The sequence below is a fragment of the Bacillus sp. FSL K6-2861 genome (assembly GCF_038630725.1).
GTDB lineage: Bacteria > Bacillota > Bacilli > Bacillales > Bacillaceae > Bacillus > Bacillus velezensis.
Genome location: NZ_CP152037.1, coordinates 4,164,103 through 4,189,582, shown reverse-complemented (window position 1 = coordinate 4,189,582; position 25,480 = coordinate 4,164,103). Strand labels below are relative to the sequence as shown.

Genomic DNA, 25,480 nt, shown 5'->3' with positions numbered 1-25,480 from the left:
TATCCGGCACAGCCCTCCTTTTCTTTAAAAATCAGCACCCTTTCCCTGTTATAGAACACAAAAAAAGAGCATATGGCTCTGACCATTCGTACACACGAAATGTTGAAAACATATAGTATAGTAGAAAAACAGCTTTTCGACAAATTCCACAAGTTGTGGACAACAATCTACACAAGCTGTGTGAAAACAATCCACAACTTATCCACAGTTTGTGGATAAAGAGAATGGACTGGATAAGTAATTAAGAGTTAAAACACAAATATAATATCAAATTAAGCGAGGACTTGCAATGGTTCTCGTAATCTTATCCACAAACCTGACAACTTGTTGAAAAATCTTTGTCCACAGGAGTTAGCAATGTGAAAATGTTGTCGATAACGACTGTGGATATTAAAAAAAGGCCAAAAAATTATCCACATGTCGTTTTTTCGGGGGAGCGCGGCTTTTTTTTTGCGTTAAAAAAAGGAATATGAAAAATAAGGTTTCTAAACTGGTTAAGGTATGTTATCCTATTATGGTTGTAAGAAATAAAAGCACTGCTGAAGTTGACAATGAATAGGCAGCACAAATATAATAAGTAAGACTGTCTTTAACAGCTATTCCTCGAGGGAGGTGTCATAAATGAAAAGAACATTCCAACCGAATAACCGTAAACGCAGTAAAGTTCATGGCTTCAGAAGCCGTATGAGTTCAAAAAACGGTCGTCTAGTATTAGCACGCCGTCGCCGCAAAGGCAGAAAAGTATTATCAGCTTAGGCCACTGAATAATGTCAGTGGTCTTTTTTCACATTAAGAGAGTGAGATGTCATGCGTCGCCCGGTACTGGAGAAATTTCTTCAGTATTCCGGCGGCCCGTTTTTTTTAGATAGTAATAAAAGTTTCTGCGAGTGAATATCGGAGTGAATTAAAGTGAAGAAGCGAAATCGGTTAAAGAAAAATGAAGATTTTCAAAAAGTGTTTAAACGCGGAACGTCTATGGCAAACCGCCAGTTCGTGCTGTATACGCTTGATCAGCCGAAACAGGAAGAGCTCCGGGTAGGGCTTTCTGTCAGTAAAAAAATCGGCAATGCCGTCGTGCGCAATCGGGTGAAGCGGTTAATCAGACAGGCTGTTCAGGAGGAAAAAGAGCTGCTCAAGCCGAAAGATTTTATTATTATCGCAAGAAAACCCGCCGGCGACCTCAGTTTTGAAGAAACGAAAAAGAGTCTGCAGCACTTATTCAGAAAAACCTCATTATATAAGAAATCTTCGTCAAAATAGCTCATATTTTGTTTTCTTCACGTTTTTAAAAGCGCTTCCTTTTATTTGGCGAAAAATGAACGCCATTTGAAACTGAAAGATGCTAAAATACATACAAGGTTCATAAAGATTGGTATAGGAGGAAACGTTCTTGAAAAGGAGAATATGGTTACTACTGAGTATGGTCGGTATGCTCGTGCTGCTGGCCGGGTGCTCGAGTGTGAAAGAGCCGATTACGGCGAATAGTCCGCATTTCTGGGACAAATATGTTGTGTATCCATTGTCAGAAGTCATTACGTACGTAGCGAAACTGACGGGCGATAACTATGGTTTATCGATCATCATCGTTACGATTTTAATTCGTCTGCTGATTCTGCCGCTGATGATCAAACAGCTTCGAAGCTCAAAAGCGATGCAGGCGCTGCAGCCTGAAATGCAGAAGCTCAGAGAAAAATACAGCTCTAAAGATCAAAAAACGCAGCAGAAGCTTCAGCAGGAAACGATGGCCCTGTTTTCAAAGCACGGGGTAAACCCGCTGGCGGGATGTTTCCCGATCCTGATTCAAATGCCGATTTTGATCGGATTCTACCACGCCATTATGCGTACGCAAGCCATTTCACAGCACAGCTTTTTATGGTTTGACCTAGGAGAGAAGGATCCTTACTATATTCTTCCTATCGTTGCCGGTGTGGCCACTTTTGTCCAGCAGAAGCTGATGATGGCCGGAAATCCGACTCAGAATCCTCAAATGGCAATGATGGTATGGATTATGCCGATCATGATCATCGTATTTGCGATCAACTTCCCGAGCGCGCTTTCTCTGTATTGGGTAGTCGGAAACCTGTTTATGATAGCTCAGACATTCCTTATTAAAGGACCTGACATTAAACATGATCCGGAAACGCAGAAAGCGGGAGGAAAGAAAAAGTGAAGAAGGTGACTGCTGCGGGACGGAATGTCGAAGAAGCAGTTCAATCAGGCCTTCAGGAACTTCAACTGACGAAAGATCAAGTAGAAATAACGGTGGTGCAAGAAGAATACAAAGGGTTTTTGGGTATTTTCGGAAAAAAGAATGCGATCGTAGAACTGGAAGAGAAAAAAAATCCTGTTCATGAAGCGAAAGCGTATTTGGAAGAAATCATCCATTCCATTGCCGGACCTTCTGAGATTGTTACGGAAGAAAACAAGAAAACAGTCTGTTTTCACATTAAAGGTGAAAAAGCGGCGCTGCTTATTGGCAAAAGAGGACAAACACTCAATGCCCTGGAAACATTGACGCAGCTTGTTTTGAACCGCGGCTCCGGCCAGTATCGCCAAGCCGTTGTCGACGCTGAGAATTATCGGCGGAAAAGAAGAGAAATTCTGGAGCAGCTGGCAAACAGGCTGGCCAAGCAAGTGTCGAAAACGGAAAAAGATGTGCATTTAGAACCGATGCCGTCAGGTGAAAGAAAAATCATCCATGACGCGCTGTCAAAGCATCCAAATATCAAAACGTTTTCTACCGGTGAAGGCCGGTACCGCCATCTCGTTATTTCCCATAAAGATAGCAGAAAACCGAAGTCCGGGTAAAATCGGAACTTCGGTTTTTTTATTGGTAAAAATGGCTCTATTCCTAAGCAGAATCGCATTTTTTGCGTTTAAGTTTTTTCTTTTTCGGTCTATGCTGTTGATAAAAAAGGTTTTAGGAAATAAAATTAATTGTTATTCACATGTGGATAAGTTAAAGTAATAAGGGATGAATTTCTGCCTTTGTGGATAACGTATCTTCCACTTCAAACCAAACTATGTTATCTTTTAATTTTGGCGTAAATAAAATTTTTTATATAGATGGAAACAGAGATAAAGAGAGGTGAACAGCATGGATACAATTGCAGCGATTTCAACTCCGATGGGTGAAGGCGCGATCGCGATCGTTCGGCTGAGCGGCCCGGAAGCCGTAAAGATCGCCGACAAAATGTACAAGGGTCCGAAAGGCAAAACGCTCAGTTCGGCAGAATCGCATACCATTCATTACGGGCATATCGCGGACAGCACGACGGGACGGATTATTGAGGAAGTCATGGTGTCTGTTTTAAGAGCGCCCAGAACATTCACAAGGGAAGATGTCATTGAAATCAACTGTCACGGGGGTATTGTGACGGTTAATCAGGTGCTCCAGCTTGCTTTAAGAGAAGGTGCGAGACTGGCAGAACCCGGTGAGTTTACGAAGCGCGCATTTTTAAACGGACGGATTGACCTTTCACAGGCGGAAGCGGTGATGGATCTGATCAGGGCCAAAACGGACCGTGCCATGAATGTCGCCATGAACCAGATGGAAGGACGGCTTTCCGCGCTTGTCCGCCGTCTGCGTGATGAGTTGTTAGAAACACTTGCCCATGTTGAGGTTAATATAGATTATCCGGAATATGATGACGTCGAAGAAATGACGCATCAGCTTTTAGTGGAGAAGGCAAGCGGCGTGAAGAAAGAAATCGAGGCGCTGCTCCGTACGTCTGAGCAGGGGAAAATTTTGCGTGAGGGACTGTCTACCGTGATCATCGGCCGTCCGAACGTCGGAAAATCCTCTCTGCTTAACAGCCTTGTCCATGAAACGAAGGCGATCGTAACCGATATTCCGGGAACGACGCGTGATGTGATTGAGGAATATGTCAATGTCCGAGGCGTGCCGCTTCGGCTTGTCGATACCGCCGGAATCCGTGAGACAGAAGACATCGTCGAAAGAATCGGTGTGGAACGGTCACGGCAGGTTCTGAAGGAAGCGGATCTCATTTTGCTTGTGCTTAACCACAGCGAAGAGCTTTCTGAAGAAGATGTGAAATTGTTTGAAGCGGTTGAGGGAATGGACGTCATTGTCATTATGAATAAGACGGATCTTGAGGCTAAGATTGACGCTGAGCGCGTCAAGGAACTGGCGAAAGGCCGGCCTGTCGTCACGACCTCATTGCTGAAAGAAGAAGGCATTCAAGATTTAGAGGAAGCGATTCAGTCGCTATTTTATACAGGAGCGATCGAAAGCGGAGATCTCACCTATGTCAGCAACACCCGTCATATCTCGATACTGCATCAGGCAAAGCAAGCGATTGATGATGCGCTGAACGGAATTGAACAGGATGTTCCGATTGATATGGTGCAAATTGATTTGACAAGGTGCTGGGAGCTGCTGGGCGAAATCATCGGTGATGCCGTCCACGAAAGCTTAATTGATCAGCTCTTTTCACAATTTTGTTTAGGTAAATAAAAGGGAGGAAAAAACCATGGGGTATGAAGCAGGCCAATACGACGTGATTGTCATCGGCGCCGGGCATGCCGGTGTTGAGGCTGCCCTCGCATCCGCGCGCCAGGGAGCCAAAACGCTTGTTTTGACGATCAATCTTGATATGGTTGCGTTTATGCCATGTAATCCGTCTGTCGGCGGCCCCGCGAAAGGGATTGTCGTCCGCGAAATTGATGCGCTCGGCGGAGAAATGGCTAGAAATATAGATAAAACGCATATTCAAATGAGAATGCTGAATACAGGAAAAGGTCCGGCCGTACGGGCGCTGCGTGCGCAGGCGGATAAATTCCAATATCAGCACGAAATGAAGCATACGCTGGAAAAAACACCGAATTTGACACTTCTTCAAGGGATTGCCGAGCGTTTAATCATTGAAGACGGAGAGTGCCGCGGTGTCATTACGCAAACCGGTGCTGAATATAAGGCAAAAACGGTCGTGCTGACAACCGGAACGTATTTAAGAGGGCGGATCATTCTCGGTGATCTGTCTTACTCAAGCGGTCCGAATAACCAGCAGCCGTCTATTAAACTTTCTGAGCACTTAGAGGAGCTCGGTTTTGATCTCGTCCGTTTTAAAACGGGTACGCCTCCTCGTGTCTCAAGCGATTCCATTGATTACAGCAAAACAGAAATCCAGCCGGGGGACCCGGTTCCGCGCGCTTTCTCATATGAAACGGTTGAATACATTACCGATCAGCTGCCTTGCTGGCTGACTTACACGAGTCCTGAGACTCATGAGATCATCGACAGCAACCTGCATCGTTCGCCAATGTATTCCGGTATGATTAAAGGAACGGGACCGAGATACTGCCCTTCGATTGAAGATAAAGTCGTTCGGTTTAATGATAAACCGCGTCATCAGATTTTCCTTGAGCCAGAAGGCAGAAATACGCAGGAAGTATACGTTCAAGGTTTATCCACGAGTCTTCCTGAGGACGTGCAGCAGCGGATGCTGGCGACCATTCCGGGACTGGAAAAGGTGCAGATGATGAGAGCCGGATACGCGATTGAGTATGACGCGATTGTACCGACGCAGCTCTGGCCTACACTGGAGACGAAAAAAATCCCTAACCTGTACACGGCCGGTCAAATTAACGGTACATCAGGTTATGAGGAAGCAGCCGGGCAAGGAATTATGGCAGGGATCAACGCAGGCCGCAAAGCGCTTGGAAAAGAAGAAGTGATCCTCAGCCGTTCCGATGCTTATATCGGTGTATTGATTGATGATTTGGTAACGAAAGGAACCAATGAACCGTACCGTCTGCTGACTTCACGGGCGGAATACAGACTGCTGCTCCGTCACGACAACGCGGATCTTCGTCTGACGGAAATCGGCCACGATATCGGCTTAATTTCTGATGAGCGCTATGAAGCGTTTGAGAAGAAAAAAGCGGCGATCGAGGCGGAGAAAAAACGTCTCTGGTCTGTTATTATCAAGCCGTCTCCTGAGAATCAGGAATATATCCGTTCACTCGGCGGAAGCGAGCTGAAAGACGGAGTGCGCGGCACAGATTTAATGAAACGTCCGGAAATGAATTATGAAACAGTGACAAAACTTGCGCCTGCAGATTCTCCGGTGCCGCAAGATGTGGCGGAACAAGTGGAAATTCAGGTGAAATATGAAGGATATATCGAAAAATCCTTGCAGCAAGTGGAAAAGCTGAAGAAAATGGAAAATAAAAAAATCCCTGATCGGATTGATTATGACGCCATTAAAGGAATTGCTACTGAAGCCCGTCAAAAGCTGAAAGAAGTGCGTCCTTTATCAGTTGCTCAAGCGTCCCGTATTTCCGGCGTCAATCCGGCAGACATTTCAATCCTGCTGGTATACCTGGAGCAGGGCCGTATTGCCAAGGTAGCTGAATAGAAAGGATGACGGCATGAATATAGAGGAATTTACATCCAGTTTAGCGGAGAAAGGGATTTCCCTTTCTGACCGCCAGCTGGAGCAATTCGAGTTGTATTACCGGATGCTCGTGGAATGGAACGAAAAAATGAATCTGACATCTATCACTGAGAAAAAGGAAGTTTATCTCAAGCATTTTTATGATTCGATAACGGCGGCATTTTATATTGATTTTGAAAAGGTTACCACTCTTTGTGATGTCGGCGCCGGCGCCGGTTTCCCAAGCCTGCCCATCAAAATCTGCTTCCCGCATCTGCATGTCACCATCGTCGATTCACTGAATAAGCGGATTACGTTTTTGGAAACTCTCTCTGATGCTTTACAATTAGAGCATACGACATTTGTCCATGACAGAGCGGAGACATTCGGACAGCGGAAAGACGTACGGGAAAGCTTCGATCTCGTGACGGCCCGTGCGGTGGCGCGTCTGTCGGTCCTGAGTGAGCTTTGTCTGCCGCTGGCCAAGAAAAACGGCGTATTTGCGGCACTAAAAGCAGCAGCAGCTGATGAAGAGCTGAAAGCGGGGCAAAAGGCGATTAAAGTATTGGGAGGAGAGCTTGAACAAGTTCATTCCTTTACACTTCCTGTTGAAGAAAGTGAACGGAACATCATGATCATTCGTAAGACGAAAAGCACTCCGAAAAAATATCCGAGAAAACCGGGTACTCCAAATAAATCGCCAATTGAAGGGTAATTTAGACAGCCTGATGTGACAATTCCATCATATTTTCTGCAAAATTGATGAAGATACAGCAGGAAAAACCATGAGAAAATAGAATTATAAAAATGGCAGTTTTTAAAGGTGGTGTAGGTACATGAAGCATTCATTCTCTCGTTTCTTCGGGTTTGGTGAGAAGGAAGAGGAACCGGAGATAGCTGAGCATGATACAAACAAAGAAGAGATACTCGAAATACCGGTACATGCTATCGTTCCCAACCGTTTTCAGCCACGCACCATTTTCTCAGATGAAAAAATCAAAGAGTTAGCAATGACTATCCATACACACGGCATCATTCAGCCGATTGTTGTCAGACATACAGAAGATGAAGGACAATATGAGCTCATTGCGGGTGAAAGGCGCTGGAGAGCGGTACAGACGCTTGAATGGGAGAAGATTCCCGCAATTATTAAAGATTTTTCTGATACGGAAACAGCATCTGTCGCTTTGATTGAAAACCTGCAAAGGGAAGAATTGTCCTCCATTGAGGAAGCTCATGCGTACGCAAGGCTGTTAGAACTTCATGATTTAACACAGGAAGCCTTGGCGCAGCGCTTAGGAAAAGGCCAGTCAACGATTGCGAACAAGCTCCGATTGTTAAAGCTCCCGGAACCCGTCCAGGATGCCATTATGGAGAAAAAAATTACGGAACGTCATGCAAGAGCACTGATTCCGCTCAAACAGCCGGAGTTTCAGGTCACATTGCTTGCGGAAATCATTGAGAAAAGCTTAAACGTCAAGCAGACGGAAGACAGAGTGGTGAAAATGCTTGAACAGAATAAGCAGAAACCAAAGCCGAGACGCAAAGCGTTCAGCAGGGATACAAGAATTGCGATGAATACGATTCGCCAGTCCTTGTCCATGGTGGAAGACAGCGGCGTCAGACTGAATACTGAGGAAGAAGAATTCGAAGAGTACATTCAGCTTACCATTCGGATACCTAAATAAAAACTCTCCTGATCAGCAGGGGAGTTTTTATTTAGGTCAAAAAACTATTTTGAGATAATAATAGATGTATTCTGCACTATGTATTATAAATGTAAAATTTTATCTTTTTTTGTCGTGAATTGTCTTTTTACAGTCAAAAAAGTCACTTTATCGGAGAACTTATATTAGAAAGTGTCTTTTTCGTTTACATTTTTTTCACTTGCTGATAAACAAATTATGAAAAAAATAAAACGCTTTACTCTTTTTTTGATAAGATAGAAACAAGACAGTATATGTTCATGTGAAGGTAGGTGACATCGTGGGAAAAATCATAGCAATTACGAACCAAAAAGGCGGAGTCGGGAAGACGACGACTTCTGTTAATCTGGGGGCTTGCTTGGCTTACATAGGTAAAAGGGTTCTTCTTGTTGATATTGATCCGCAGGGCAATGCAACGAGCGGATTAGGGATTGAAAAAGCCGATGTGGATCATTGTGTGTACGACATTTTAGTAGATGATGCAGATGTTACAGATATTATTAAACCGACTTCAGTAGAGAACTTAGATGTCATTCCGGCCACGATCCAGCTTGCGGGAGCGGAAATCGAATTGGTTCCGACGATCTCACGGGAGGTCAGGCTGAAAAGAGCATTAGAATCAGTGAAACAAAATTACGATTACATGATTATTGATTGTCCTCCGTCTCTCGGGTTATTAACGATTAATGCGCTTACCGCTTCAGATTCAGTCGTTATCCCGGTTCAGTGCGAATACTACGCTCTTGAAGGATTGAGTCAATTATTAAATACAGTTCGGCTTGTGCAAAAACATTTAAATACCGACTTAATGATAGAAGGAGTGCTTCTGACGATGCTTGATGCCAGAACGAATCTCGGCATTCAAGTGATAGAAGAGGTAAAGAAATACTTTAGAGATAAAGTGTATCAAACCATTATTCCTCGAAATGTCCGTTTAAGTGAGGCGCCGAGTCACGGCAAGCCGATCATATTATACGATCCGCGTTCGAGAGGTGCGGAAGTATATTTAGATTTAGCAAAGGAAGTGGCAGCGAATGGCTAAAGGCGGGCTCGGAAAAGGGATTAACGCGTTGTTTAATCAGGTTGATTTGTCTGAAGAGACAGTGGAAGAGATTAAAATCAGTGATTTACGTCCCAATCCTTATCAGCCAAGAAAACAATTTGACGATGAGTCATTAGCTGAACTGAAGGAATCCATCATTCAGCATGGCATTCTTCAGCCCATTATCGTGAGAAAATCATTGAAGGGCTATGATATTGTAGCCGGCGAACGCCGTTACCGCGCCGCAAAACTTGCCGGTAAAGAGACAGTGCCGGCTATCGTGCGGGATTTATCTGAATCGCTGATGCGGGAAATCGCTCTTTTGGAAAACCTTCAGCGTGAAGACTTATCACCGCTTGAAGAAGCTCTGGCATATGACTCACTGCTGAAGCATTTGGATTTAACCCAGGAACAGCTCGCTAAACGGCTCGGAAAAAGCAGGCCTCATATTGCCAACCATTTAAGACTGCTGACACTGCCGGAAAGCATCCAGAACCTCATTGCAGAAGGTACGTTATCCATGGGACACGGCAGAACCTTGCTTGGTTTGAAAAATAAAAACAAGCTTGAACCGCTTGTGAAGAAAGTGGTTGAAGAACAGCTGAACGTCCGTCAGCTTGAGCAGCTGATTCAGCAGTTAAATAACAATGTTCCACGTGAAACAAAGAAAAAAGAACCTGTTCAAGATGTGGTGTTAAAAGAGCGGGAATCGTATTTGCAAAATTACTTCGGAACAACAGTAAATATTAAGAGACAAAAGAAAAAAGGGAAGATTGAGATTGAGTTTTTCTCAAATGAAGATCTTGAACGTATCCTAGAACTATTGTCTGAAAGAGAAGCGTAAAAACCATCTTTTTAAAAAAAGATGGTTTTTTATATACGTCTTGTCAGCTTATGAAACGGACTGAGCCGTTCCTGCCGGCCTTCTGATTTATCTGTCAGCTGTAACCCCTCTGCTAAAACATTTGCCATGCTCATAACAAGATGAAGCCTCGTATTCTGCAGGACAAAATACTCCATAAACCCGCTGACATTGACGATTCCATTGATATGGACGTCACCGATTTCAGGAAGATCTTTTTGAACACCTGCTCCGGGCTTCAGCGGCCCATCGCCGATTTGAAATGACCCTACGCTTTTGACGCGGCCTAAACAAGCATCAACCGCTATAATAAACGGATTTTTATGTAGATGTTGAATATCTTTCAGCTTGTCTTTCATATTGACGGCGTGAACAGGATCTGACAGCGTGCCGTAAACGTGCAATCTGCCTAAATTCATTTTTTCTAACTTTGTTCCTACGAGCGGACCTAATGAATCTCCGGTCGACCGATCTGTGCCGATACACACGGTGACTAACGGTCTGCCGGCTGCTTTACGTAAAGATGAAGTAAGGATCGCTTGTATTTGATTCGCAGCAGAAGAATCCGTATGAGATACATATTGTTTTGCCCGTTCTTGAGAAAAAAGCCCGCCTTTTCGATTCATAAGGTTCACTTCCTTGTCATGTCATACGAGTATTACATTGTTGTTTTTGGTGTTGTATGGTTGTTTACAGTATATCCAGCGCTTCCTTTTTTTATGCTTATGTCGTGATCAGCATGCCGGTTGTTTGAAAAGAGCGGGATAGAAAAAAGAACCCAGAGCGATTGTTCTCTAAGTTCATGAAAGAAATAAGACCATTTGATCTACATCGACATATCGCTGATGATCTAATTTCAGCGCTCTTTTTTCTGTAGAGAAGAGAATAAATCCTAACTGGGCGTAGAGTTTTTTTGCGGGTTCATTTGTTGAGGTAACAGAGAGATGAAGCTGTTCTGTGTCCTTCATCTTTTTTGCTCGGCTGATGGCTTCCGTCATTAAAGCTTTTCCCGCGCCTGACCCTCGGTGTTTGGGGGAAATATACATAGAACCGATAACCGCAATGTGTCTTAGTTTAAACAGCGGATGCTTGGAGATCTTGAGGATTCCTATCAGTCTGTCTTTTTCAAAGACGCCAAGCACGGTGGCATTGTCGGCTTCAAGCCTGGCTTTAAATTTTTCGGACGGCCATTCTTTCTCCTCATCATAGCTGACGGCAAATGCGTCCGGGTAATCTTTTAAAGCTTTGAGCCTGATATCGGAATAAGGCTGGGTATCATTTGCGGTTAAATGCCTGATGTACATGGTTTGAGCTCCTTGCATAAGTGAATTTTTCTGAATAGTCAATCTGTATTAACATACCATATTTGTCCCATTTGTATGAATGATTGCCGCTGTCACTCAATATAGTAGCAATATGCGGAGATGATCAGAAATTTTATGAGGTGATGAGGGTGTGGAGAGCCGGGATGAAGTGGATGCTGCTCATATTAAGCAGCCAGATTGGGGCTGGGTATGCAAGCGGGCAGGAAATATGGCAGTTTTTCGGTGTCGAAAGCGGACTGGCTATTGTATTGTTTACAGTCATGTTTACGATTTCGGCTTATATTGTGTTGAAGATCAGCTATCGGGTTCAATCAACGCACTTTTTACCTGTGCTTGAGCATCTGATGGGGCCGGCTCTTGCTAAAGTCTATGATGTGCTTATTATGTTTTATTTGTTTTCAATGACGATGGTTATGATTGCCGGCGGCGGTGTGACGCTGCAAATGTACAAACTGCCGTTTTGGATCGGTATTTTTCTTCTTTGCATTGTGACCGTCGGTTTATTCTTTTGGGATATAAAAGGAATATTATCTCTGAATAGTATTTTGATACCGATTCTTGTAGCGGGGCTGTTATATGCATTGGTCTTTTTTCAGACAACCCATCATTACACGTGGACGATAGATTTGACCCGCCAGTATAATTGGCCGGCAAGCATTACCTTCACGTCCTTAAACATCCTTTCTGTTGTCGCTGTTCTTTCTTCAATCGGAAAAGATATGAAGGGACTGGGAGAAGCGAAAATCGCAAGCGTTGCAAGCGGGCTGATTTTCGGTATGATTTCATTTGTTTACAATGAAACGCTTGTACAGCTTTCAGGCAGTCTTACACAATATGAGATTCCTCTTTTCGCCGTCCTTGAAGGCGCTCCTTATCCGTTATTTCTTTGTATGGCCGCCGTGCTTTTTTTAGCCATCTATACGACAACCGTGACCGGTCTGTTCGGGCTGTCCAGCCGCATGCTTGCATTTGTGAAATTGCCGAGATGGACGCTCGTATCTCTTCTGTTAGCTGTGATGGTGCCTTTTACGACAATCGGTTTTTCAGATTTGATCGCCATTTTATATCCTATTTACGGGCTTTTAAGTCTTTATTTGCTGGTATGTCTTCTTCTTTACCCTATTTTAGGGAGATGGAAAAAAGTATAATGCTCATTTTGAGTGCGGCCGTTGCTCTTATCCTGTTTTTTTTTGTACAATAAATAAAGCAGTCTATGGAGAGAGGTGAAGGGTCTTGGCGGATAAAGACTTTGGCCTGAATGATATTGTTGAAATGAAGAAACCGCATCCTTGCGGTGAAAACAGGTGGAAAATCATTCGGATGGGAATGGATATTCGGATTAAATGCACGGGTTGTTCCCACAGTGTCATGATTCCGAGAAGAGATTTTGAGAGAAAGTTGAAAAAAGTACTCGTCAAGCATGAGGAGCCTACATCATAAGGGCTGGCGCTCATGCTTTTTCATATAGAGGAGAGGAAGAGGCCCGATGAGCAAAGTGCATCAGTCAGCGTGCCCGCTGAATTGCTGGGACAGCTGCGGCTTTTTGGTGACAGTTGAGGATGGAAAGGTGACGAAAGTAGACGGAGACCCGAATCATCCCATTACGGAAGGGAAAATTTGCGGCCGTGGCAGAATGCTGGAGACGAAAACGAATGCGCCGGAACGGCTTCGTTTTCCTTTAAAAAAGAAAGACGGCGAATTTGTCCGCGTTTCCTGGGAGCAGGCGTTAGATGAAATTGCTGAAAAAATGGCGGTGATTAAGGAGACGTTGGGCACTGCCGCAGTGCTGCACAGTCATGATTACGCCAATAACGGTCTTTTGAAGGCGCTCGACCAGCGTTTTTTCAATGGATACGGCGGTGTGACGGAGATTGCGGGCAGCATTTGCTGGGGTTCCGGCATTGAAGCGCAGCGCTGGGATTTCGGGCGTTCTTACGGGCATGGACCGCTTGATATTTATCACAGCAAGCATGTGATCGTATGGGGCAGAAACGTGTCCCGGACGAATATGCACCTCTATCATCATCTGCAGCAGGTGAAGAAAAAAGGAGCGACACTGACGGTCATTGATCCTATTTTTAACCCGACTGCCAAGCTTGCCGATCGGTATATATCCGTCAAACCCGGCATGGATGGCTGGCTTGCGGCGGGTGTTTTAAAAATATTATGCCAAACCGGCAGAACCGATTCTGATTTTATTCAAAGGCATTCGGTCGGTTTTGAAGAAATAGAAAAGCTTCTGCAGACGATTTCTATTGAGGAGATCATTGAGAAAACAGAAACGTCTTTAGAAGTGATTGAATATCTTGCTGATTTATATGCTGACGGTCCCGCCTCCACTTTTATGGGTCTTGGGATGCAGAGATATAAAAACGGGGGCGGGACGATACGGTGGATTGACGCTTTAGCTGCGGCGAGCGGAAATGTCGGTATCAAAGGCGGCGGCGCAAACTTCGGAAATGTGCAAGTCGGTGAAAGCTTTGCAAAGGCCGAGCTCACCCGTCCTGATCTGAAGAAAAGTTCGAGAACGTTTTCGATGATGACTCAAGCCGAAGAGGCGCTGAATGCAGCCGATCCGCCGATTGAGATGATCATCGTGACGTGCGGCAATCCGCTGACACAGGTGCCGAATACAAAAAAAGTGAAGGAAGCATTTGAAAAAACACCGGTCACAGTGGCCATTGATTCGGTCATGACCGATACGGCGAAGCTCTGTGACTATGTGCTGCCGACAGCCGTTGTTTTCGAAGAGGAAGATATTTATTATTCCAGCATGTATCATCACTATGTTCAATATGGCAAGAAGCTTGCGGAACCGCAGGGAGAGGCAAAATCAGACCGCTGGATCTGGACGGAGCTCGCAAAGCGTCTCGGATTCGGGGAGCTGTTTGATTACAGTACGGAAGATTTCTTAAAAATGGGGCTCTCTTCTTTGGAGAAAGAAGGAATCACCCTTGAGCAATTAAAGGAAAAAGGACATATGCCGCTTCCGGTCAAACAGGTTCCGTGGAGTGATTTTCAATTTTTAACCCCGAGCGGAAAATTTGAATTCGTCTCGTCACTGGCAGAAGAGAAAGGATACAGCGGCCTCCCTCAATTGGAAGTGCCGGAGGAGTCTGTTTATCATGACGCCGGACTGGCCGGGAAATATCCGTATACGCTGCTGTCCATTCACCCGCAGCGCTCCAATCATTCACAGCACGTGCCGTTTATTGAAAAGCTTCAGCAGATTCAAGTGGACCTGTCGCCGGATATCGCCGAGGAGCTTTCACTTCAAGACGGAGATACGGCAGAGGTGTACAATGACCGCGGCAGTCTGCGCGGCAGGGTGAAAATCATGAAGCAGGCTCACCCGAAGACGGTGAATATAGATGAAGGCATGTGGGCGGCATTCGGAGGCTCCGTCAATATGCTCACAAAGGATTCAAATTCCGATAATGGAATGGGAAGTACGCTTTTTGACTGTCTGGTAGCGGTTAAAAAAGGATAATCTAAGGAGAGAGAGGGCGGGAAATGCTTTTTTCTCAGCTTGTCTTTTCCTATGAACCTCCTTATAATTGCTCTAGGTTTACAATACGTTTATACGATGATGGTTTGATATAGAGGAGATGAAAGAATGGCTTTAACTGCTGGAATTGTCGGTTTGCCGAATGTCGGAAAATCGACGTTATTTAATGCAATTACCCAGGCTGGTGCCGAATCAGCCAACTACCCGTTCTGTACAATTGATCCGAACGTGGGAATCGTGGAAGTGCCGGATGAACGTCTGCAAAAGCTGACTGAATTGGTGAACCCGAAAAAAACGGTGCCGACTGCGTTTGAATTCACTGATATCGCGGGGATCGTAAAAGGCGCATCAAAAGGTGAAGGACTCGGTAATAAGTTTCTTTCTCATATCCGTCAGGTTGATGCGATCTGCCACGTTGTACGCGCATTCGCTGATGACAATATTACGCACGTGTCAGGGAAAGTCGATCCGATTGACGATATTGAAACGATCAATCTTGAATTGATTCTTGCCGACATGGAGACAGTCGAAAAACGCATCACGCGTGTAAGCAAGCTTGCGAAGCAAAAAGACAAAGAAGCGGTTTTTGAATTTGACATTCTGTCTAAATTAAAAGAAGCTTTCGAACAAGAAAAGCCTGCCCGTTCCGTTGAATTTACGGAAGAACAGCAAAAGCTTGTGAAGCAGCTTCATTTGCTTACGTCAAAACCCGTGCTTTATGTAGCAAATGTAAGCGAGGATGAAGTGGCTGATCCTTCAGATAATGAATATGTTGCGAAAATCCGGGAGTACGCTGCGGGTGAAAACGCCGAAGTTATCGTCGTCTGTGCGAAAATTGAGTCTGAAATTGCTGAATTGGAAGGCGAAGAAAAGCAAATGTTCCTTGAGGAGCTCGGCATCGAAGAATCAGGTCTTGATCAGCTGATTAAAGCGTCATACTCTCTTCTCGGCCTTGCGACATACTTTACGGCGGGCGAACAGGAAGTGCGCGCATGGACATTCAGAAAAGGCATGAAAGCTCCTGAGTGTGCGGGTATCATCCACACTGACTTTGAACGCGGCTTTATCCGCGCTGAAACGGTTGCTTATGAAGACCTTTTGGCAGGCGGCGGAATGTCCGGAGCGAAAGAAGCCGGAAAAGTGCGTCTGGAAGGTAAAGAATATGTAGTCCAAGACGGAGATGTCATTCATTTCCGATTTAATGTATAGGACACAGTTGTAAAGGGACAAGAGCTTTGGTATAATATAAACTTGTGAGTAATAGAATTATTGCTCCTTGCCCATTATAGGGCCGCTTAGACCAAAAGGAGGTGCAAACAGATGAAAAAGTACGAAGTTATGTACATTATCCGTCCGAACATTGACGAAGAGTCAAAGAAGGCAGTTATCGAGCGTTTCAACAACGTATTGACTTCTAACGGAGCGGAGATCACTGGAACAAAAGATTGGGGTAAACGTCGTCTTGCTTACGAAATCAACGATTTCCGTGACGGTTTCTACCAAATCTTAAACGTTCAGTCTGAAGCTGCAGCGGTTGCTGAATTCGACCGTTTAGCTAAGATCAGTGACGATATCATTCGCCACATCGTTGTTAAAGAAGAAGAATAAGCAATTTGAAATATATAATGTTAAAAGGTGGTCTTTCATATGCTTAACCGAGTTGTATTAGTCGGAAGACTGACAAAAGACCCAGAGCTTCGTTATACGCCAAGCGGTGCGGCTGTCGCCACGTTCACTCTTGCTGTGAATCGTACATTCACGAACCAGTCCGGAGAACGTGAAGCCGATTTCATTAATTGTGTCACTTGGAGAAGACAAGCCGAAAACGTTGCAAACTTTCTTAAAAAAGGAAGCCTTGCCGGCGTAGACGGCCGACTCCAGACAAGAAATTATGAAAACCAGCAGGGACAGCGTGTCTTCGTGACAGAAGTCCAAGCTGAAAGTGTTCAATTTCTTGAGCCTAAAAACAGCGGCGGTTCTGGATCAGGCGGATACAACGAAGGAAACAGCGGCGGAGGCCAATACTTTGGCGGAGGCCAAAATGATAATCCGTTCGGCGGAAATCAGAACAACCAGAGACGAAATCAAGGGAACAGCTTTAATGATGATCCATTTGCCAACGACGGCAAGCCGATTGACATCTCGGATGATGATCTTCCGTTCTAATAGATTATCGCTATATTCATAACGAGAAAGGTGGGAAATGACAATGGCAGGAGGACGCAGAGGCGGTCGTGCGAAACGCCGTAAGGTTTGTTACTTCACTTCTAACGGCATTACGCACATCGATTACAAAGATGTAGATCTTCTTAGAAAGTTTGTTTCTGAGCGTGGTAAAATCTTACCTCGCCGTGTAACTGGAACAAACGCGAAATACCAACGTAAATTGACTATCGCGATCAAACGCGCACGTCAAATGGCTTTACTTCCATACGTAACTGGCGAGTAAGCCGAAAGAAAAGAGCAAGAGCCTGCGGGCTCCTGCTCTTTTTTTATATCAGTCCCTCTCCATCTTGCCGAAATGTTTCACATGAAACATGGAAGTGCTCCTGACACCTATCTTTGTTATCTTGCTCCTCTATTCAAAAACGCGTACTTATCCAATGAATTTGTTTATACTGAAAAACAGGGGGTGGCTGAGATGGAGACAGACAGAAATATCCTGACTGATGAAAAGTGGAGCGCAATCATACACAATGATGCTTCTTATGACGGGGCATTTTATTATGCAGTAAAAACGACAGGGATTTTCTGCCGGCCTTCTTGTAAATCGAGAGTTCCGAATAAAGAAAACGTGCTGGTGTTTGATACGGCTGATGCAGCGCTCGAGAAACAATTTCGTCCCTGTAAAAGGTGCCGGCCGAACGGTCTTCGTCTTCCTGATGAAGAATGGATTGCTCAAATCATTGAATACATTGAACGCCATTATCACGAATCCCTGACTCTGAGTGTACTGGCCGAAATGTGTCACGGCAGCCCCTATCATTTACAGCGGACATTTAAAAAAATCAGGGGAATATCCCCGATTGCGTATATACAGAAAATAAGATTGTCGAAGGCGGAACACCTTTTAAAGCATACTGATATGACAGTCATGGAGATCGCTCTGACTGTCGGAATTCCAAACACAGCGCATTTCGCGACCCTTTTTAAAAAGGGAACCGGGAGTTCGCCCACAGAATACAGAAAAACCGCCAAAATGGGATAGGGAGGTTCAATATGAGTAAAGAGCCTATGGTCTATTGGACACTTTTCACACGGAATGATTGGAGCCTGTATACAGCCGCCACATCTAAGGGGCTTTGCTTTATAGGTTCAAATTATGGAAGCTTTGAAGAGCTTGAGCAGTGGGCAAAAAAAGCAATACCGCAATACCGATTGGCACGTGATGATGAAAAGCTGGCGCCTTACACGGCAGAGCTGTCCGAGTACATTGAAAATGGCAGATCAGCTTTTTCAGTGTCGGTGGATCTTTACGGGACAGAATTTCAGCTTGCTGTATGGAAAGTGCTTATGGACATACCGTACGGCGAGATATACTCCTATTCGGATATAGCAAAAATGATTCAGAAACCGGCAGCCGTAAGAGCCGTGGGCGCCGCGATTGGAAAAAATCCGGTACTGATTACGGTTCCGTGCCATCGCGTCATCGGAAAAAACGGGAAACTGACCGGATTCAGAGGCGGTTTAGAAATGAAAAAGCAGCTGCTGGCATTAGAGGGCGGAAACATTGAAACACTGGAATACCGGCTGAGCCGGACAGGAGGGATCACATGAAACTGATGTCTTGGAATGTAAACGGCTTGCGTGCCGTGATGAAAAAGATAGATATCAATACTTACGTTCAAGAAACGGAAGCCGATATTCTATGTCTGCAAGAAACAAAAGTACAGGACGGACAAGTATCATTACAACCTGAAGGATATCACGCCTATTGGAACTATGCGGTGAAAAAAGGCTACTCAGGCACGGCTGTTTTTTCGAAAGAAAAGCCGCTGCACGTGTTCTATGGACTGGGGATTGACGAACATGATCAAGAAGGACGGGTGATCACGCTTAAATTTGAGCATGTGTTTGTCGTCAACTGTTATACGCCGAATGCCAAACGCGGATTAGAGCGAATTGATTACCGTCTTCAATGGGAAGCCGATTTTAAGGATTATCTGCAGAAGCTTGACCGGAAGAAGCCTGTGATCTTATGCGGCGATCTGAATGTCGCACACAGGGAGATAGACTTAAAAAATCCGAAAGCCAACCGGAAGAACGCCGGTTTCTCGGAGCAGGAGCGGGAAGCGTTCAGCGCCCTGCTGAGCGCCGGATTTACCGACTCATTCCGCTATTTATATCCTGATCGGGAAGGCGCCTATTCCTGGTGGTCTTACAGGACGAACGCACGTGAGAAAAACATCGGCTGGCGGCTTGATTACGTCATTGTTTCAGACAGACTGAAGCAGCGGATCAGCCAAGCGGCCATTTGTGCCGATATCATGGGTTCTGACCATTGTCCTGTTGAAATGACAGTGGATTTATGATGAGATAGCAGTAAGAGAAATCCACTCTTGCTGCTTTTTTATCACCGAAAATGGAGGAGCACATGGCAAATATAAAAGAGATTGCGAAACTGGCGAATGTGTCGGTGGCCACCGTATCACGCGTATTAAACCGACATCCGTATGTATCTGAGGAGAAAAGGCGTCTTGTGAATCAAGTGATGAAGGAGCTGGATTATACCCCTAATCGAACCGCCATTGATCTGATTCGCGGAAAGACCAATACAATCGGTGTGATTTTGCCGTACAGCGACCATCCCTGCTTTGACAAAATTGTAAACGGTATCACGAAGGAAGCGTTTGCCCATGATTACGTGACAACCCTTCTCCCCACCAACTATGACCCCGCTATAGAGATGACATATTTCGAACTGCTGAAAATGAAAAAGATTGACGGACTGATTGTCACGTCCCGCGCGAATGAATGGGAGACCGCCGTGCCTTACCTGGAATACGGTCCCATTGTCGCTTGTGAATATACACAGCATCAAGAGATTCCCTGCGCTTATAATGACAGGCAGGCAGCATACAGAGAAAGCTTTTTGTATTTGAAAAACCGCGGGCATCAAGACGTTGCTTTTACATGTGTGCGGGAAGCGGAAAAAAGCCCGAGTACGGCCGACAAGGTAACCGCATATAAGGCGGTTTTCGGCTCTCTTGATGAAACCCGCATTCTGGTCGGATGCCATGATATGGACGATGGAAAGCGTGCGGGTGAGCACTTCTGGGGTTTCGACAAGGCGCCGACGGCCATCTATGCGCACAGTGATGACGTGGCTGCCGGCTTGTACCAGTTTGCGAAAGAACAGAAATGGGACGCGGAGATCATCGGCGAGGGAAATCTGAGCGTCAGCCGGGCATTGAATATTCCATCCCTGGAACTTCATTTGGAACGGGTCGGAAAGGAAGCATTTTTATTGTTTTTTCACGAAGAAACGGCTAAAAAACAAATTATGCATCAATTTCAGCGGAAAAAGTCTTGAGCTGAAATGGGTTTCATGCTTTATAAATAGATTGAGAAAAAAAGGGAGGCGGACATATGCGAATTGAACATGCAGCGATATGGGTGAAAGATTTAGAACGGATGAAAGAGTTTTATGAGACATACTTCGGCGCCAAGGCCAATGACCTTTATCATAATGAGAAAAAAGATTTCAAATCGTATTTTCTGACATTTGACTCCGGATGCAGGCTGGAACTTATGAAAAAAGGCGGCATTGATGAAGCTCCGGCACAGAATATGACCGGATGGGCGCATCTCGCATTTTCTACAGGCAGCAAGGAGCGGGTGAATGAATTGACGGAGACGTTTAAAAATGATGGATTTCAGGTTGTAAGCGGCCCGCGCGTGACGGGTGACGGATATTATGAGAGCGTGATAGAGGATGGGGAAGGCAATTTGATAGAAATCACAGTGTAACAGTGCGGAGTGGTTCCGCACTGTTTTATTGATTAAATTTGCTGTGCATTTGTTTTCGGACCGAAGAGGATTAACAAAACGGAACATAGAAGCCAGCAGCCGCCGATGAACAAAAAGACGCTGATGTAGCCGAGCTTAACGGCAATAAATCCGACGAGCAGGGAGCCGAATATATTGGAAAAACGGCCGAGCCCGTACGCCAGCCCGCTCCCGGCCGAGCGATATTCCGTAGGATACGGCTCCGATGTGTAGGCGTATAAGTTTGAGGTGAAGATCCGTTCCGTGACGTTGACGACAAACCCAAACACAATAATCATGACGGGAATAAACGTCATGCCATATAACAGTCCGGCAATGGCGGTCAGAAAAGCGCTTGCGGCCAGAATCCATTTCCTTTGGAACGTCTCGGATATCATGGAACCGAGCAATGCGCCAAGCGGTGCGCCGACAGAGTGAAGCACATTGTACCACAGCGTTTTTTCCATGGTGATGCCGTTGCTTTTCAGCAGGCTGGGCACCCATGAAGCAAAGCCGTAAAAGCCAAAGGTTTCAAGAATCCATACCGCTGACAGGATGATGGTGATCTTTAAATTCCTGCCCTGAAACAGCCCTAAGTAGCCTGCGTGCTTCACTGTATGTACTTCTGCCGCCTCTTTTGGCGCGGGAAGCGGGCCTTTTTCTTTCTCTGCACGTGCTTCAAGACGGTTCATAATGGCGTTTGCCTGATCATATGCGCCCCGATTTTCGTGCCAGCGCGGCGATTCCTCAAGCCGGCGGATAAAAAAGAAATAAATGAGACCGGCCGCCCCCCATACGAATACGAGCCGCCACCCCCATGAGCCTAAAGGAATGACAAAAGCGGAAACAACGTTTGTGACGGGAACGCCGATCAGTCCGATCATGGCGCAAAGGGAGATGTATTTTCCTCGTACGGAGGATGGAAAAAATTCCGCCAAATAGCTGTTCGTCACAATCATGGCGGCCGCGACGCCGAGCCCGGTCAAGAAGCGGAAAATCATTAAGGACGGAATGTCCCATGCCAGCGCATTCAGAAAAGATGAGATCGAAAAGACAAGGACAAAACAATTCAGCGCTTTTTTCCTGCCGATCCGATCGGACAGCCTTCCGCCGATGGACGCGCCTAAAAACATGCCCAGGAAGGATGCGGCCGTGATGTCGGCAATGGTGGACAGCTTCACGCCCCAATGCTCAATCAGCGCCGGAGCCACGTTGCTGAGTGTAAACAGATCAGCGAGATCAAAAAAATAGATGATTCCGAGAGCGGTTAATACTTGATAATGCACACGCGAAATGGGGAGACGGTCTAATCGATTCGCTACATTTGAGAATGTCTGATGTTTCATAAAAAACCCCCTGACTTAGCAATTGTAATCAGAAAATACTGTAAATTTATCTGACGAATACATTATAAAGGTCTTTTTTTGGCAAAAACAGAGTGTAAATAACCAGAGCCAAAGGAAACGGCATAGCGCTTTCTTCTTAAAATATATAACATTTCCTATATCTGTTTCTGTTTATATTGTAAAATGTTGAAGGAAAGGAAGTTGATGCATAAATATGAATACGTTTGTACGCCCAGCAGAGGGAAGAAATAGTGTATCGAGATATCTTCTTTCTCTGTTGGTCATTGTGGGTTTGTTCTTTTTCGGAAGCATACTGACCGTGTTTTATATGTTTCTCACGTCCGCTTTCAATCCTTCACTGACGATAAATTGGGATGAGGGGGCATTAAGTGACCCGCTGGCGGATATTTATTTACAGCATATCGTCTATTTCATAGCGATTCCGGGCATTTGGATAGCGGTTCGTTTCATTATGAAACGGCGGTTTTTATCCATCATCACACCGAATCAGTCGCTGAACTGGAAGAGGATTTTCTTTGGATTCGGCACATATGTTGTGCTGATGTTTGTCGCGGGGCTGATTGATTTTACAATTCATCCGGATCGTTTCATGCTTCAGGAATTCCATGCTTCACGTTTTCTGCTGCTGTTAGCGGCGGCCGTCTTGTTGGTGCCGATTCAAACCTCTGCGGAGGAATTTCTCTTTCGCGGTTTTCTGCTTCAGTTCGCCGGAAAATTGACGGCAAACGCGGTGGTTCTGACAGTCATTATCGGCGGATTATTCGGCGCACTTCATTTCTGGAATCCGGAGATGGAAAATGGAGCTCTCTGGGCGGGAATCGGATATGTCACCATTGGCATGATCTGGACCTTTATCACGATTAAAACGGGCAGTCTGGAGATGTCTCTTGGCGGTCACGCTGCCAATAATATGTTTTTATTTATCTTTCTCACAGAGGATCATTCGGTGTACGGCGGCATTCCGTCGATATTTACAACAGCAGCCGGCGGTTATGAAATATATGATTGCATATCGACTCTGGTGATCAATATCATCTTCGCATGGCTCGCATTCCGTTTTGTGAAAAAAGAAAAGCAGCAGGCCGCCTAGGCTCTGCTGCTGATTTGTAAGGTGTTCATCGCTTCATCAATATCCGTCGTCGGCCTCCGGCAGGCGAAATTCTCGCAAATGTAGACCGTTGTCTTCCCGTCGATCATTTGATAACCCGCGGCAAAGTCAGAAATGCCGGCAAGCTCTTCCGGATGTTCTGCGGCGAGAATCGTATAGGCGGGAGTGAAATGCTCCTGAAGCGCCTCAATGAAACGTTTTCTGTCCGGGTCATCTTTCCTTCCGAAAACAACGATTTCCTTTTGGGGCATTGTATGTGCCAGTACGCTTTGCATGAAGAAAGCGTTGCTGCTCGGATAGGCCTCTATTTCCCGTTTGAACACGGAAAACATCGCTTCGGCTTTTTCAATCAGTGATATATCACCCGTCAGGCGGCCGAGACGAAGCAGCTGTACGGCAGCCGCGCTGTTTCCGGAAGGCACGGCCCCGTCATAAACCTCTTTTTCCCTGACAAGAAGGGTCTCGGCATCATTCCCCGTAAAGAAGAAACCTCCGTGCCGTTCATCCCAGAACAGCTCCAGCATGCTTGTACATAACGTTTTCGCTTTCTGCAGATAAGACGGATTAAAACCCGCTTCATACAGTTCAAGATAAGCCCAGATGAGAAAAGCATAATCATCGATAAACCCTTTGTTTTTCACTTCGGCCTCGCGATAGCGGACCATGACGCGCCCGTCCGGCATGAGGTGCCGTTCGAGAAAGCGGATCGCTGTTTCCGCCATGCTGAGCAAGTCAGGCTCGTGAAATACCTTTGCGGCTTTTGCCAGCCCGGCAATCATGAGCGCGTTCCATGAGGTCAGCACTTTGTCATCTGTATGCGGATAGCTTCTGTTTTCACGGGCCTCCAGCAATTTTGTTCTTGCCTCTTCAAGGCGTTCGGCCAGCTCATGTCCTGTGAGGCCGGTCTCTTCGAGGATGGCCTCACGCCGCGTGAAAATGAGGTGCGGGATGTTTTCGCCTTCAAAATTGCCTTGATCTGTGATGTTATACATCTTGCAGTAAAGCGGGCCGAGTTCATCACCGAGAAGGTTCATGATTTCTTTTTTGGACCATATGTAATATTTCCCCTCACGGCCTTCGGTATCAGCGTCTAAAGCTGAGAAAAAGCTGCCGTCTTCATGCATCATTTCCCGCTGAATAAACGTTACGATCTGCATCGCAATCTGTTTGTAGCGCTCATTACCTGTGACTTGGCAGGCTTCTGTATATGCGGTCAGGAGAAGGGCGTTGTCATACAGCATTTTCTCAAAATGCGGCACGAGCCATTCATTATCAGTCGAGTAGCGGGCAAAGCCGAACCCGATGTGGTCAAAAATTCCGCCGTTCGCCATGCCGTCGAGTGTCTTGGTTACGCCGGCCAAAGCCTGTTCCTTGCCCGTATAGCTGTAGTAGCGAAGCAGAAACATGAGCATATGCGGCATCGGAAATTTTGGAGCCTGGCCGAATCCGCCGTACACTGTATCAAACCCGCCGGCCAGCTGGCGATACGTGTCATGAACAGCCTGTTCGCCAAGCATGCCCTCGGCCGGGTGAACCTTGACTTCAAGATGAGCGGCGGCGTTTTCAGCAATATCCTGGACATGCTGCCGGTCATTCGCAAACGTTTCGGACAGATGTTCAAGCACATCGATAAAGCCCGGGCGGTTAAATTTGCTCGTCTTCGGAAAATACGTCCCCGCATAAAACGGCTTCTGATCTGGTGTGACGAACACGTTCAGCGGCCACCCGCCCTGCCCCGTCATCAGCTGGCAGATTCTCATATACACGGAATCCACATCAGGCCGCTCTTCACGATCAACCTTGATGGCTATGAATTTATCGTTTAACATACCGGCGATCTCTTCGTCCTCAAAGGATTCGTGAGCCATTACATGGCACCAGTGACACGTCGAATAGCCGATGCTGACAAGAACCGGCTTGTTTTCGCGTTTTGCTTTTTCGAAGGCTTCTTTTCCCCAAGGATGCCAGTTTACGGGGTTGTGGGCGTGTTGGAGCAGATAGGGGGACTTCTCCGTGATTAAACTGTTGGGTTTGCTATTGTTTGGCATGGGATCACCTGCTTTCTATTAATATTTGTACGTTTAACATACCACAATCCTCTAAAAAAATTCATACACTCAACTTTGTGAACCAAACCCAAGTCATTAAAAAGGAGAACTGCTTATGACTCTATTTT

At 45.7% G+C, this 25,480-nt stretch carries 27 protein-coding genes; 23 read left to right on the top strand and 4 right to left on the bottom strand.

Annotation, left to right across the window (positions count from 1 at the left end; all coding sequences use genetic code 11):
• Nucleotides 1-621: 621 nt before the first annotated feature.
• The 10 genes from rpmH to NYE62_RS20760 all read left to right on the top strand — a co-directional run bounded on the left by rpmH (nucleotide 622) and on the right by NYE62_RS20760 (nucleotide 9,990).
• Nucleotides 622-756: a 50S ribosomal protein L34 gene (gene rpmH, locus NYE62_RS20805; RefSeq protein WP_003178075.1), complete on the top strand. Its 135-nt coding sequence runs from the start codon at nucleotides 622-624 to the stop codon at nucleotides 754-756.
• Nucleotides 757-909: 153 nt separating this feature from the next.
• On the top strand, nucleotides 910-1,260 hold the full coding sequence (gene rnpA / locus NYE62_RS20800) for a ribonuclease P protein component (protein ID WP_004392944.1): 351 nt from the start codon (nucleotides 910-912) through the stop codon (nucleotides 1,258-1,260).
• A 160-nt stretch (nucleotides 1,261-1,420) separates the two neighbouring features.
• Nucleotides 1,421-2,170, top strand: coding sequence for a YidC family membrane integrase SpoIIIJ (spoIIIJ, locus tag NYE62_RS20795; RefSeq protein ID WP_007409906.1), 750 nt, complete (start codon nucleotides 1,421-1,423; stop codon nucleotides 2,168-2,170).
• On the top strand, nucleotides 2,167-2,808 hold the full coding sequence (gene jag / locus NYE62_RS20790; RefSeq protein ID WP_062623604.1) for an RNA-binding cell elongation regulator Jag/EloR: 642 nt from the start codon (nucleotides 2,167-2,169) through the stop codon (nucleotides 2,806-2,808). Before spoIIIJ ends, jag begins: the two co-directional genes overlap by 4 nt.
• Before the next feature lie 289 nt (nucleotides 2,809-3,097).
• On the top strand, nucleotides 3,098-4,477 hold the full coding sequence (gene mnmE / locus NYE62_RS20785; RefSeq protein WP_007409903.1) for a tRNA uridine-5-carboxymethylaminomethyl(34) synthesis GTPase MnmE: 1,380 nt from the start codon (nucleotides 3,098-3,100) through the stop codon (nucleotides 4,475-4,477).
• A gap of 16 nt (nucleotides 4,478-4,493) precedes the next feature.
• On the top strand, nucleotides 4,494-6,380 hold the full coding sequence (gene mnmG / locus NYE62_RS20780) for a tRNA uridine-5-carboxymethylaminomethyl(34) synthesis enzyme MnmG (RefSeq protein ID WP_007615086.1): 1,887 nt from the start codon (nucleotides 4,494-4,496) through the stop codon (nucleotides 6,378-6,380).
• Nucleotides 6,381-6,393: 13 nt separating this feature from the next.
• Nucleotides 6,394-7,113 (top strand): 16S rRNA (guanine(527)-N(7))-methyltransferase RsmG, encoded by a 720-nt coding sequence (rsmG, locus tag NYE62_RS20775; protein ID WP_007409901.1) that lies wholly within the window; start codon nucleotides 6,394-6,396, stop codon nucleotides 7,111-7,113.
• A 121-nt stretch (nucleotides 7,114-7,234) separates the two neighbouring features.
• Complete coding sequence (gene noc, locus NYE62_RS20770) at nucleotides 7,235-8,086, top strand: nucleoid occlusion protein (protein ID WP_007409900.1); 852 nt, start codon at nucleotides 7,235-7,237, stop codon at nucleotides 8,084-8,086.
• Nucleotides 8,087-8,384: 298 nt separating this feature from the next.
• A complete protein-coding gene (gene soj, locus NYE62_RS20765; protein ID WP_007409899.1) occupies nucleotides 8,385-9,146 on the top strand; it encodes a sporulation initiation inhibitor protein Soj in 762 nt (253 codons plus the stop codon).
• On the top strand, nucleotides 9,139-9,990 hold the full coding sequence (locus tag NYE62_RS20760) for a ParB/RepB/Spo0J family partition protein (RefSeq protein WP_004392966.1): 852 nt from the start codon (nucleotides 9,139-9,141) through the stop codon (nucleotides 9,988-9,990). Before soj ends, NYE62_RS20760 begins: the two co-directional genes overlap by 8 nt.
• A 29-nt stretch (nucleotides 9,991-10,019) precedes the next feature.
• On the opposite strand, the gene yyaC is transcribed toward NYE62_RS20760, so the two are convergent.
• Together yyaC and NYE62_RS20750 are read right to left on the bottom strand one after the other, a co-directional pair.
• Complete coding sequence (gene yyaC, locus NYE62_RS20755) at nucleotides 10,020-10,634, bottom strand: spore protease YyaC (protein ID WP_004392969.1); 615 nt, start codon at nucleotides 10,632-10,634, stop codon at nucleotides 10,020-10,022.
• A gap of 174 nt (nucleotides 10,635-10,808) precedes the next feature.
• Nucleotides 10,809-11,312: a GNAT family N-acetyltransferase gene (locus NYE62_RS20750; RefSeq protein ID WP_039253102.1), complete on the bottom strand. Its 504-nt coding sequence runs from the start codon at nucleotides 11,310-11,312 to the stop codon at nucleotides 10,809-10,811.
• 143 nt (nucleotides 11,313-11,455) lie between these two features.
• Between NYE62_RS20750 and NYE62_RS20745 the strand changes: the two genes are divergently transcribed.
• The 12 genes from NYE62_RS20745 to NYE62_RS20690 all read left to right on the top strand — a co-directional run bounded on the left by NYE62_RS20745 (nucleotide 11,456) and on the right by NYE62_RS20690 (nucleotide 20,811).
• On the top strand, nucleotides 11,456-12,481 hold the full coding sequence (locus tag NYE62_RS20745) for a hypothetical protein (RefSeq protein WP_088005468.1): 1,026 nt from the start codon (nucleotides 11,456-11,458) through the stop codon (nucleotides 12,479-12,481).
• A gap of 85 nt (nucleotides 12,482-12,566) precedes the next feature.
• Nucleotides 12,567-12,773: a DUF951 domain-containing protein gene (locus NYE62_RS20740; protein WP_004392973.1), complete on the top strand. Its 207-nt coding sequence runs from the start codon at nucleotides 12,567-12,569 to the stop codon at nucleotides 12,771-12,773.
• A gap of 46 nt (nucleotides 12,774-12,819) precedes the next feature.
• Nucleotides 12,820-14,823 (top strand): molybdopterin-dependent oxidoreductase, encoded by a 2,004-nt coding sequence (locus tag NYE62_RS20735; RefSeq protein ID WP_039253106.1) that lies wholly within the window; start codon nucleotides 12,820-12,822, stop codon nucleotides 14,821-14,823.
• 126 nt (nucleotides 14,824-14,949) lie between these two features.
• Nucleotides 14,950-16,050, top strand: coding sequence for a redox-regulated ATPase YchF (gene ychF, locus NYE62_RS20730; protein ID WP_004392975.1), 1,101 nt, complete (start codon nucleotides 14,950-14,952; stop codon nucleotides 16,048-16,050).
• Between the two features lie 111 nt (nucleotides 16,051-16,161).
• Complete coding sequence (rpsF, locus tag NYE62_RS20725) at nucleotides 16,162-16,449, top strand: 30S ribosomal protein S6 (protein ID WP_004392977.1); 288 nt, start codon at nucleotides 16,162-16,164, stop codon at nucleotides 16,447-16,449.
• Between the two features lie 39 nt (nucleotides 16,450-16,488).
• On the top strand, nucleotides 16,489-17,007 hold the full coding sequence (gene ssbA, locus NYE62_RS20720; RefSeq protein WP_004392979.1) for a single-stranded DNA-binding protein SsbA: 519 nt from the start codon (nucleotides 16,489-16,491) through the stop codon (nucleotides 17,005-17,007).
• A 43-nt stretch (nucleotides 17,008-17,050) separates the two neighbouring features.
• Nucleotides 17,051-17,290, top strand: a complete 240-nt coding sequence (gene rpsR / locus NYE62_RS20715) for a 30S ribosomal protein S18 (RefSeq protein WP_004392983.1) — start codon at nucleotides 17,051-17,053, stop codon at nucleotides 17,288-17,290.
• Nucleotides 17,291-17,482: 192 nt separating this feature from the next.
• Nucleotides 17,483-18,049 (top strand): bifunctional transcriptional activator/DNA repair enzyme AdaA, encoded by a 567-nt coding sequence (locus NYE62_RS20710; protein WP_342497176.1) that lies wholly within the window; start codon nucleotides 17,483-17,485, stop codon nucleotides 18,047-18,049.
• An 11-nt stretch (nucleotides 18,050-18,060) separates the two neighbouring features.
• The gene (locus NYE62_RS20705; protein ID WP_342497175.1) at nucleotides 18,061-18,618 is read left to right on the top strand and encodes a methylated-DNA--[protein]-cysteine S-methyltransferase; all 558 of its coding nucleotides are present in this window, start codon (nucleotides 18,061-18,063) and stop codon (nucleotides 18,616-18,618) included.
• On the top strand, nucleotides 18,615-19,373 hold the full coding sequence (xth, locus tag NYE62_RS20700; RefSeq protein WP_039253116.1) for an exodeoxyribonuclease III: 759 nt from the start codon (nucleotides 18,615-18,617) through the stop codon (nucleotides 19,371-19,373). Before NYE62_RS20705 ends, xth begins: the two co-directional genes overlap by 4 nt.
• Nucleotides 19,374-19,435: 62 nt before the next feature.
• On the top strand, nucleotides 19,436-20,374 hold the full coding sequence (locus NYE62_RS20695) for a LacI family DNA-binding transcriptional regulator (protein WP_012118935.1): 939 nt from the start codon (nucleotides 19,436-19,438) through the stop codon (nucleotides 20,372-20,374).
• Between the two features lie 56 nt (nucleotides 20,375-20,430).
• Nucleotides 20,431-20,811, top strand: coding sequence for a VOC family protein (locus NYE62_RS20690; protein WP_039253120.1), 381 nt, complete (start codon nucleotides 20,431-20,433; stop codon nucleotides 20,809-20,811).
• Nucleotides 20,812-20,843: 32 nt separating this feature from the next.
• Here NYE62_RS20690 and NYE62_RS20685 read toward each other — a convergent pair whose 3' ends face one another.
• On the bottom strand, nucleotides 20,844-22,175 hold the full coding sequence (locus tag NYE62_RS20685; protein WP_007615061.1) for an MFS transporter: 1,332 nt from the start codon (nucleotides 22,173-22,175) through the stop codon (nucleotides 20,844-20,846).
• 214 nt (nucleotides 22,176-22,389) lie between these two features.
• On the opposite strand from NYE62_RS20685, the gene NYE62_RS20680 reads away from it, so the two are divergent.
• A complete protein-coding gene (locus NYE62_RS20680) occupies nucleotides 22,390-23,286 on the top strand; it encodes a lysostaphin resistance A-like protein (protein ID WP_342497174.1) in 897 nt (298 codons plus the stop codon).
• Here NYE62_RS20680 and NYE62_RS20675 read toward each other — a convergent pair.
• Nucleotides 23,283-25,352, bottom strand: coding sequence for a thioredoxin domain-containing protein (locus NYE62_RS20675; protein WP_342497173.1), 2,070 nt, complete (start codon nucleotides 25,350-25,352; stop codon nucleotides 23,283-23,285). The two genes, NYE62_RS20680 and NYE62_RS20675, sit on opposite strands and share 4 nt — an antisense overlap.
• Between the last annotated feature and the right edge of the window lie 128 nt (nucleotides 25,353-25,480).

Coding starts and splice junctions, on each gene's coding strand:
- rpmH (WP_003178075.1), top strand. CDS start 622: ATGAAAAGAACATTCCAACCGAATAACCGTAAACGCAGTAAAGTTCAT.
- spoIIIJ (WP_007409906.1), top strand. CDS start 1,421: ATGGTCGGTATGCTCGTGCTGCTGGCCGGGTGCTCGAGTGTGAAAGAG.
- mnmE (WP_007409903.1), top strand. CDS start 3,098: ATGGATACAATTGCAGCGATTTCAACTCCGATGGGTGAAGGCGCGATC.
- mnmG (WP_007615086.1), top strand. CDS start 4,494: ATGGGGTATGAAGCAGGCCAATACGACGTGATTGTCATCGGCGCCGGG.
- rsmG (WP_007409901.1), top strand. CDS start 6,394: ATGAATATAGAGGAATTTACATCCAGTTTAGCGGAGAAAGGGATTTCC.
- noc (WP_007409900.1), top strand. CDS start 7,235: ATGAAGCATTCATTCTCTCGTTTCTTCGGGTTTGGTGAGAAGGAAGAG.
- NYE62_RS20760 (WP_004392966.1), top strand. CDS start 9,139: ATGGCTAAAGGCGGGCTCGGAAAAGGGATTAACGCGTTGTTTAATCAG.
- yyaC (WP_004392969.1), bottom strand. CDS start 10,634: ATGAATCGAAAAGGCGGGCTTTTTTCTCAAGAACGGGCAAAACAATAT.
- NYE62_RS20750 (WP_039253102.1), bottom strand. CDS start 11,312: ATGTACATCAGGCATTTAACCGCAAATGATACCCAGCCTTATTCCGAT.
- NYE62_RS20745 (WP_088005468.1), top strand. CDS start 11,456: ATGAGGGTGTGGAGAGCCGGGATGAAGTGGATGCTGCTCATATTAAGC.
- NYE62_RS20735 (WP_039253106.1), top strand. CDS start 12,820: ATGAGCAAAGTGCATCAGTCAGCGTGCCCGCTGAATTGCTGGGACAGC.
- ychF (WP_004392975.1), top strand. CDS start 14,950: ATGGCTTTAACTGCTGGAATTGTCGGTTTGCCGAATGTCGGAAAATCG.
- rpsF (WP_004392977.1), top strand. CDS start 16,162: ATGAAAAAGTACGAAGTTATGTACATTATCCGTCCGAACATTGACGAA.
- ssbA (WP_004392979.1), top strand. CDS start 16,489: ATGCTTAACCGAGTTGTATTAGTCGGAAGACTGACAAAAGACCCAGAG.
- rpsR (WP_004392983.1), top strand. CDS start 17,051: ATGGCAGGAGGACGCAGAGGCGGTCGTGCGAAACGCCGTAAGGTTTGT.
- NYE62_RS20710 (WP_342497176.1), top strand. CDS start 17,483: ATGGAGACAGACAGAAATATCCTGACTGATGAAAAGTGGAGCGCAATC.
- NYE62_RS20705 (WP_342497175.1), top strand. CDS start 18,061: ATGAGTAAAGAGCCTATGGTCTATTGGACACTTTTCACACGGAATGAT.
- xth (WP_039253116.1), top strand. CDS start 18,615: ATGAAACTGATGTCTTGGAATGTAAACGGCTTGCGTGCCGTGATGAAA.
- NYE62_RS20695 (WP_012118935.1), top strand. CDS start 19,436: ATGGCAAATATAAAAGAGATTGCGAAACTGGCGAATGTGTCGGTGGCC.
- NYE62_RS20690 (WP_039253120.1), top strand. CDS start 20,431: ATGCGAATTGAACATGCAGCGATATGGGTGAAAGATTTAGAACGGATG.
- NYE62_RS20685 (WP_007615061.1), bottom strand. CDS start 22,175: ATGAAACATCAGACATTCTCAAATGTAGCGAATCGATTAGACCGTCTC.
- NYE62_RS20680 (WP_342497174.1), top strand. CDS start 22,390: ATGAATACGTTTGTACGCCCAGCAGAGGGAAGAAATAGTGTATCGAGA.
- NYE62_RS20675 (WP_342497173.1), bottom strand. CDS start 25,352: ATGCCAAACAATAGCAAACCCAACAGTTTAATCACGGAGAAGTCCCCC.